The sequence below is a fragment of the Pseudomonas taiwanensis DSM 21245 genome (assembly GCF_000425785.1).
GTDB lineage: Bacteria > Pseudomonadota > Gammaproteobacteria > Pseudomonadales > Pseudomonadaceae > Aquipseudomonas > Aquipseudomonas taiwanensis.
Genome location: NZ_AUEC01000050.1, coordinates 1 through 8,808, shown reverse-complemented (window position 1 = coordinate 8,808; position 8,808 = coordinate 1). Strand labels below are relative to the sequence as shown.

5 protein-coding genes and 1 rRNA gene are annotated in these 8,808 nt (G+C 59.8%); 3 read left to right on the top strand and 3 right to left on the bottom strand.

Annotated elements, in window-relative coordinates; genetic code table 11:
* On the top strand, positions 1-4,515 hold a 4,515-nt coding region (locus tag H620_RS0118545), incomplete at its 5' end, for an immunoglobulin-like domain-containing protein (RefSeq protein ID WP_027907837.1).
* Positions 4,516-4,596: 81 nt separating this feature from the next.
* Positions 4,597-4,938, top strand: coding sequence for a hypothetical protein (locus H620_RS0118540; RefSeq protein ID WP_023378073.1), 342 nt, complete (start codon positions 4,597-4,599; stop codon positions 4,936-4,938).
* A gap of 76 nt (positions 4,939-5,014) precedes the next feature.
* Here the strand turns inward: H620_RS0118540 and lapD are convergent, their stop codons facing one another.
* Together lapD and lapG are read right to left on the bottom strand one after the other, a co-directional pair.
* On the bottom strand, positions 5,015-6,958 hold the full coding sequence (gene lapD / locus H620_RS0118535) for a cyclic di-GMP receptor LapD (protein ID WP_027907836.1): 1,944 nt from the start codon (positions 6,956-6,958) through the stop codon (positions 5,015-5,017).
* A gap of 10 nt (positions 6,959-6,968) precedes the next feature.
* Complete coding sequence (gene lapG / locus H620_RS0118530; RefSeq protein ID WP_177429831.1) at positions 6,969-7,712, bottom strand: cysteine protease LapG; 744 nt, start codon at positions 7,710-7,712, stop codon at positions 6,969-6,971.
* Positions 7,713-7,932: 220 nt separating this feature from the next.
* Between lapG and H620_RS0118525 the strand changes: the two genes are divergently transcribed.
* Entirely contained in the window at positions 7,933-8,622 is a 690-nt protein-coding gene (locus tag H620_RS0118525; protein ID WP_023378070.1) for a GntR family transcriptional regulator, read from the top strand.
* Between the two features lie 95 nt (positions 8,623-8,717).
* On the opposite strand, the gene rrf is transcribed toward H620_RS0118525, so the two are convergent.
* Positions 8,718-8,808: ribosomal RNA gene (gene rrf / locus H620_RS25935) — 5S ribosomal RNA — on the bottom strand; the annotation flags it as partial.

The window sequence follows — 8,808 nt, the reverse complement described above, 5'->3', positions numbered from 1 at the left end:
GCCACCGGCGCCGTGAGCAACGACGTCTACCAAGGGCACGCGCCAGTCACCAACAGCATCACCAACGTTTCCGGGGGCAATTACGAGAACTTGGTTGCCAATCCGGCACCGGTCAGCACCACCGTCACCGATGTTCAAGACACCACCACGGTCACCCTGACCGCCACGCCAAGCGTCGCCGAAGGCGGGACCATTATCTACACCGCCAGCGTCGGCGCCCCCGTCACCGGTAGTCCAGTGGTGGTTACCTTGGCCAACGGTCAAACCATCACCATCCCGGTCGGTCAAAGCTCCGGCACTGCCACCGGTGCCGTGACCAACGACGTCTACCAAGGACACGCGCCAGTCACCAACAGCATCAGCAATGTCAGCGGCGGCAACTACGAAAACCTGGTGGCAAACAATAGCCCGGTCAGCAGTACAGTCACCGATGTACAGGAGACCACCACCGTCACATTGACGGCCACACCTACCGTGACAGAGGGCGGCCAGATCGTCTATACCGCGACCCTGACCAACCCTGCGCAAACCGCGCTTACCTTAACCCTGAGCAACGGCCAGACCATCACCATCGGCGCCAACCAATCCTCCGGCAGCGTGACGGTGGCCGCACCTTCCGATGACGTCTACATCGACGCTGGACCAGTCAGTGCCACGATCACCAATACCAGTGGCGGCAACTTCGAGAACCTCGTGGTCAACCCGGCGCCAGCGGTCACGGCCGTTTCCGATACCCTGAACAACACCACACTAGGGATCTCCGGCAGCGCGGCAGTGGCCGAGGGCAACAATGCCACCTACACCCTGACCCTGAGCAATGCCCCGCAAACTGACGTCACCGTCAAACTGAGCTATAGCGGTACGGCGACCAATGGCGTCGACTACACCGGCGTCGCAACTGTGGTGATCAAGGCCAACAGCACCCAGGCAACCTTCACTATCCCCACCCTCAAGGACGCCATCAATGAGGGCACCGAACAGATCAATGTGAAGATCGACTCAGCCACAGGCGGCAACTTCGAAGGCCTTGTGATCAACGCCGGTGCATCCAGTGTCACGACCCAGATCTATGAACCCGCCCCAGTGCTGGACCTCGATGCCAACGACTCCAGCGGCAAGAACGGCGCGGACTACCAGACCACCTTCACCGAGAACGGCAACGGCAATTCCATCAGTGACCTGGACATCTCCATCACCGACTTCGACAGCAGCCAACTGACCGGCGCTACCGTCACCCTGACCAATCGCCAGCCTGGCGATGCGCTCAACCTCGGCAACAGCGTCAACGGCATCACCGTCACATCAAGCGTGACCGACGGCAAAGTGGTGCTCACCTTGAGCGGTGCAGCGTCGCTGGCAGACTACATGCAGGCCATCAAGAACATCACCTTCGTCAACACCAGCGACGACCCAAGCACTACACCCCGCGTGATCACCGTTACCGTGACCGATGGGGTCAACGTTTCCAACACGGCCACCACCACGGTCAATGTGGTTGCGGTCAACGATGCGCCAGTCACCACAGGTGGGGCGGCCACTGGCTCGGAGGACACCGATCTGGTGCTGAACTGGAGTGACTTCAACATCACCGACGTCGACAGCTCCGCCGCAAACCTTGGGGTGACTATCACCAAGCTGCCTGACCTCGGGAACTTGAAGTACTTCAACGGCACGGCCTGGGTGAACGTGACGGTCAACCAGACCATCAGCCAGGCAGACATCGCTGCAGGCAAACTCAAGTTCGTACCGCTGACCAATCAGTCGGGGGCCGATGGCTACGGCGGCTCCGGCGTGGGCAACAAGCAGGCCGATTATGCCCAGGTCAAATACAAGCCCACCGACGGCAGCAGCCCAGGTAGCGAGGCGACGCTGAAGGTGGACATCACACCCGTCGCCGACAAACCTGAGCTGAACATTGGCAACAACAACGTCAATTCCCTAGGCCTGACCAAAGAAACCTGGAACACCCTCACCGGCTTGACCAACAGCGGCAACGGTATCACCGGTGATGCGTTGAAATCCGTGTTCGCCAACTCCGGCAGTGCGAGCAAGAGCGAAACCACGACCAATGTGCAGTCCGAGGCCAGCGTCGCCGCCCAGTCCGGCTCGAAAACTTCGGGCCTGATCTATCTGGAAGCCGGCAAGACCTATACCTTCAGCGGCACGGCTGATGACAGTCTGCTGGTCAATATCGGCGGCAAGACGGTGGTCACCGCCACCTGGGGTGCGGGCGGCAATGTCTCGGGCAGCTTTACACCCAGCGCTAGCGGCTACTACACCCTGGAGATCTACCACGCCAACCAGGCCGGGCCAGGCAGCTACGACATCAACATCAAGGTCGGCAACGGTTCGGTCGGCGACTTCAACAGTGCGACTATCCCGATGTACCCCAACGTCACCGAGTTGGCTAACGCCGGGGTGACGGTGTCTGACCTGCATGGCAGCAATGGCCAGGGTTACTACGATGGCTACAAGCTCAATGAAGGACCAGAGAACGGCAGCGTCAAGCTGGTGGGCATCAGCACCAGCCTGACCGATACCGACGGTTCGGAAACCTTGAGCGTCAAGCTTGCCGGGATTCCGGCAGGTTCGGTGGTGAGCGACAACGCGGGACACAGCATCACCGTGGGTGCAACGGCGGTCGATGTCACTGGCTGGAACCTGGGCAGTCTGGCGATCAAGCCACCGGCTTACTACTCTGGCCAGTTCGACGTGAAGATCACCTCCACCTCCAAAGAAGGCGTGGGAGGCAGCCAAGCCATCAACGAAGGCTCGGTTAAAGTCACCGTCTACCCGGAAAGCTACACCTCCAGCAACCTGGGTACCGATAGCGACACCGCGACCGGTACCGTGAACAACGATCTCATCGTCGCCGATGTGACAGGCCTGCACGTCGTGGCGGGGAAGGACTACAACATCGCGTTCATCGTCGACACCTCGGGCAGCATGGGGGCGTCCGGTGTGGATGCCGCCAAAGCCTCCATGGAGTCGGTGTTCCGGACCTTGGCCGCCAGCGTCAAGGGTGCACAATCGGGCACGGTGAACATTCTGTTGGTGGACTTCGCCACGCAGGTCAAGAGTTCCATCTCGGTTACCCTCAATGACGCCGGGCTCAAGACCTTGCTCAACGCCCTGGGCACCATGAGCTCAGAGGGCGGCACCAACTACGAGGACGCCTTCAAGACCACCGCCAACTGGTTCCAGAATCTCAAAAATGCCGGCAACACTGGCAGCAACCAGACGTTCTTCATCACCGACGGCCAACCGACCTACTACCAGACCGGCGAGCAAGCCAACCCGAACCTGGCCAACAGCAGCGTGAAACTCGATACCTTCCTCAGTAGCATCAACTACAAGGCTGGTGACACTGTCACGAACTACCAGCTCGACACCACCAACCGGGTATCGATCGACAGCAGCGGCAAACTGACCGCCGAGACGCGCGGCAGCTTCGACCTACTGACCTGGAGCTACAAGTGGAACACCGTGACCAGCGGCACGATTCGCGCCGAAGGCAATGGCGGCTATGAGCTGTCGACTCGCGCAGGTACTGGCAACACCACCAATGATGCAACGTTGAACAACTCCAACGACAGTTTCAAGATTCTCGCGGCGCTGTCGGTAGTGGAGGCAATCGGCCTGAACAGCGGCGTCGATACGAACGATCTGAAACCCTTCGACTCGGACAAGACGCCGCAATCGAACATCGACCCCAGCAAACTGGCGGAGGCCATCCTTGGCCACACCGAAGTGACACAGCCCGGCTCGGACAGAGTCGATGGCGGCGATGGCCACGACATCATCTTCGGTGACCTTGTCACCTTCGACTCGATCCCTGGCACCGGCGTGGAAGCGATCCAGACCTATGTTGCCCTCAAGCTCGGTGTGGATGCGGGCGACGTGGATGCGCGAACGATGCACAAGTACGTTTCCGAGCATTACTCCGAGTTCGATATCTCCCGCGCCAACGACGGTGCCGATACATTGATGGGAGGTGCTGGCAACGACATCATCTTCGGCCAGGGCGGGAACGACTACCTCGATGGCGGCAAGGGCAATGACATCCTCCTGGGCGGCGCGGGTAACGACACCCTGCTGGGGGGCGACGGCAACGACCTGCTGTTTGGCGGAGCCGGCAATGATGCCCTGACCGGCGGCAAGGGTAACGACATCCTCAGCGGCGGCGCCGGCGCGGACACCTTCGTCTGGAAGCTCGGCGACATCGGCCAGGATGTGATCAAGGACTTCAAAATGAGCGAGGGCGACCGTCTTGACCTGAGCGACCTTCTGCAGGGGGAGCGTGGATCGACGATCGACAACTACCTGAAGATCACCACCGTTGGCGGTGAGTCGACCCTGCAAATCAGCACGGAGGGCAAGCTCAATGCTGCCGGGGGGCTGGCCAATGCCGATGTCTCGATCAAGCTGGAAGGGGTCAACTTGTCCAACACCACGATCAATTCGCTCATAAGCGGTGCCGACCCGACCATCAAGATCGACAATTCCAATAACTGACCGGCAGGCGCAGCTCGGGAACTTTGCCTAAGCTGCGCATAGCCCAACCGTTAAGGAACCCAAGTGACGAGGACGGATGCCATGTTCTACGTGCAACGCGACAGTGAAGGGGAGTTGCTGCGGGTCGAGGCCGCCCCCTTCGAGGGCTTCGCGGAAATCCTCCCGGCCGACCATGCCGAGATCCAGGAGTGGTTTGCCGACGACGTCGTCGAAAACAGCCTCAAGCAACTCAAGCAGAGTGATCTGGACATGATCCGGGTGCTCGAGGACCTGATCGAGGTGCTGACCACCAAGGGGGTGATCAGCATCACCGACCTGCCCGTCGGCGCCCAGGCCAAGCTGCTCAACCGCTCAACGGCCCGTAGGGCATTGGGCAGCCTGAACAACCTGATCGAGGAGGAAAGCGAAGGTGGGTTGATCTGAGGGCGGGTGGGATGCAGGAGCCGCTGTCTTTGCTGGCCCAATCGCCGGCAAGCCGGCTCCTAGGATGCCCGTGTACTCATCGCCAGGGCGCAGGTTCGCCCACCAGTTGTCCTTGAACGCCCTCTACCCCCATTTCTCGCAGGACGCTCAGTTCCCCTTCCGTCTCTACCCGCTCGGCGATCAGTGGCAAGTCGATGCCATGCGCCGCCCGCTGGATGGCTTCGATGAACAGGCGCTTGTGCTGTTCCTGGTCGATGTTGCGGATGTAGCTTCCGTCCACCTTGAGGTAGGCAAGGCCCAGATTAGCCAGGTTGCCAATCATGCTGAAACGTCCGCCAAAGCGCTGTAACGCGAGGCCGAAGCCCAACCCACGCAGGCGCCGGGTCAATTGCTCGAGCATCGATTGTTCGGGCAGTTGCTCCTCTCCGATCTCGAAGATCAGCCGTGGCCCTAAAGCAACGTTCTGGCCCAAAAGCTCATAGACTCGCCTCAGGGCTTCGGGGTCGGCCAGGGTTGCCCCGGACAGGTTCAGCGCCAGCACCTGGTCATGGCCACGCAGGTGGGCGAGCACTTTCTCCAGCATCAGCAGATCCAGCCGGGCCATCCAGCCAAAGCGCTCAAGCCAGGGCAGGAAACGGCCCGCCGTCAGTGCTTCGCCACGCCCGTCGTCAAGTCGGGAAATAACTTTATGGTGCAGCACTACTTCAGTGGATTGGCAGTCCACCACGGGCTGGAAGAACAATTCGAAATGGCCGTTGACGAAGGCCTTGTCCAGGCGCGAGTGCCAGTCGTGCTGGCTGTCCCCGGCCACGGCCGCCGCGCCCTGCTCAAGGCACACCCAGCCCGGTGTCGGTTGGTTCTCAGCCCTTGCCAGGGCCTCGTCCGCCAGTGTTAGCAGTGCCTGCGGTGCATCGCCTGGGGTGTAGGGTGCCAAGCCGATACAGGCGACCGGAGCGACATCGCTGGCCCCAGTGTCATGCAGACTGTGCAACGAAGCTTCGAGTGCCTGGGCCAGCTTCACCGCCTCTTCATGCACCATGCCTGGTGCAAGCACGGCGAATTCGCCTCCACGGCTGCGAGAAATCAGGTCTTTGGTTTCGGGAAAACCGGCACAGGTACGGCGCAGGTGCTCACCCACCGCCTGCAGCAACTGGTCCGTCCGCTGGCCACCCAATCGGGCATTGAGGCCTGCAAGATCCTGCACTCGAAGCAACAACAGATAGCCGGCTCGGGCTTCCTCAAGGTTGCTCACCTTGGCATTGAGCTGCATTTCGAAATAGCGTCTATTGGACAAGCCAGTGAGGCTGTCCTGGTATGACTCTGCTCGGAGTCGCTCGCTTCGCTCGGCCTGTTCGGTGAACAATGCCTTGAGCTTCTCGACCATCTGGTTCATGGCCTGCACCACACGGCGCAATTCTGGGGTACGTGGCAGCGGCGAGGTGAGGAACTCGCGGCGGGCAATGGCATGGGACTGCTCCACCATGTAGTCCAACGGTCGCAGTTGCCGACGCAGCAACAACGCGCCAAGCACCGCACTAGCCGCACCACACAGCAACAACCAGCCGAGGCTGCCTAACGCACTCTGCCAGAGCTTGGCGACGGCGAACATGGGGTGGCTCACCACCTCGACGCGCGCGGCCTGCTGCCAGCCGCGGCTGACGATGGCATCCCCACCTGCGGGTTCTAGGCCAATCATGCGCACGAACCAGCTCGGCACACCACTGCTGTCGGGCTCGGCGTGGCGCTCGACCAAGGTGGCGTTGGAGTCCAGATCGACAACTTTGATGCTTGCGTAGTAGCCACTGTCGAAAATCGAGCTGACCATCAGCTCGACCATCGCAGGGTCGTCGATATTGGGTGTCAGCGACAAAGCCAATGCAGTGGCTGCATCCTGCGCGTGTGAACGCAACTGGTTGACGTACTGGCTGCGCGAGCTTTCCAGGCTGACCACGAAGCTTCCACTGAAAGCGACCACCAGGAACAAGCAAATGGCCAACAGCAATTGTTTGAACAGTGACATCTGCGCTCCCTCAGTAAACCGGTTCGGCCGGGAACCCTTCGGCCTGCATTTTTTTCAACAGATCCTGCCAACGCGACAAGCGCTTGGTATCCCCTACCTTCTTGTTGCCCGTGGTACCGGTCAGCCACAGGCCCTCGCCGTTGAAGGCATACACCGGTAACAGGTCAGGACGCTGGCTCGCCGGCTTGATGGCATCCATCAGGCTATCGAGTACCAGCGGCTGGGCCTGTGGGCTTGAATAATAGGTCAGGACCATGTGAGCCCTGTTCTGCCGCAAGGCTTTGACGTAAGTGATGCGCAGCTTTTCACTGGGGATGCCCATACGCCGTAGGCTGAAGTACTTGGCGATAGCGTAGTCCTCACAATCGCCAGCGCCTTTGATCAAGGCCTGAATGGGCGTTGCCCAATAATCGACCTCACGCCACAAGTCGATGTCTTCGACGTAACGCAACTGCTGGTTGAAGAAGCGATTGACCACCTGCAACCGCTCAAGCTCACTGCCCTGCTGTTGTGTGGCCATCAACTGCTGCCAGGCATCGATACGGGCCTTTCCGGCACCCAGGGGGCCGTAGAGCGCCTGAGACTTGCGGCTGATCTGGGAGAAATCCCAGTCGGCGTGCAGAGCGCCCAGCAACAAGCCCCCCAGCAACGTGGCAAGGCCGAAACAACGCAAGACGGTTTTAAGTATCCAGGATATCGCCACTGCGAAGACCTGTTCAGGCCAGCCTAATGCAGCGATGGTGCGGCCTGCCAAGGCAAAAGACAATGGCGCGATGCAATCACGATGCCGATAGTCGGGCTAATCTAACTTTATCGTTAACTCGATATGTGTATTGCTTTCTTTGGTAGGCGACTTGCTCCACCATACCCGCGGTTTTGGGGCGCTCCCTGCTGTGTGGGCAGTGGTTTGACAAGCCTCCTTGCTCGTCACTAGTGTAATTGGATCCAACTTTAATCGTCGAGGCAGACTTCGCGTGGCCGAGAAATTCAAACTGAGCAAAGTGCTGGCCAGCGAACAGGTACCAGCACACCTGGCCCGTAGCGTGATCGAAGAACGCTTGCGCAGTGCCATCCTAGACGGTCGTTTGCCTCCGGGAACAGCCCTGCGCCAACAGGAGCTCGCGACCCTGTTCGGTGTCAGCCGCATGCCAGTGCGTGAAGCTTTACGTCAGTTGGAAGCGCAGTCCCTGCTCAAGGTGGAAATGCATAAAGGGGCCGTGGTTGCGCCCTTGATCGGTGAAGATGCAGTCGATACCTACGAACTGCGGGTACTGTTGGAATCCGAGGCATTGCGCCAGTCGATCCCCCTGCTCAATGCCGATGACATTGCTCAGGCCCGTGGGTATATCCAGCAATTGGAAAGCGAAACCAGCCACGCCGAAATCGGTCGTCTCAATCGGCTGCTCCACATGGCACTGTACAACAAGGCGCCGAACCAAAAACTGCTGCGGCTGATCGAGAATGAACTCAACGAAGAAGAACGCTTCCTGCGCTTCCATCTGTCTTCGATGGGGCTGGGCAAATTGACCCAGGATGACCACAACGCCTTGGTCGATGCAGCCAGCGACAAGCTGGTGGACGAAGCGGTCACGGTGCTGGAAAAGCACCTCAATACAGCCGCTCGTGTGATCAGGGCCTACCTGGACAAGCAAACGGCCCGCTAAGTGTGCTCACCTGAAGCGCTTAGCAATTGACGTGACGATAAGCCCAAAAGGACAAAGCCCCTGTCTGCAACGCAGACAGGGGCTCTGGATTTGAATCTTGACGATGACCTACTCTCACATGGGGAAACCCCACACTACCATCGGCGATGCATCGTTTCACTGCTGAGTTCGGGATGGGATCAGGTG

Excerpts from the sequence above, each read along its gene's own strand:
- H620_RS0118540 (WP_023378073.1), top strand. The coding sequence starts at position 4,597 with ATGTTCTACGTGCAACGCGACAGTGAAGGGGAGTTGCTGCGGGTCGAG.
- lapD (WP_027907836.1), bottom strand. The coding sequence starts at position 6,958 with ATGTCACTGTTCAAACAATTGCTGTTGGCCATTTGCTTGTTCCTGGTG.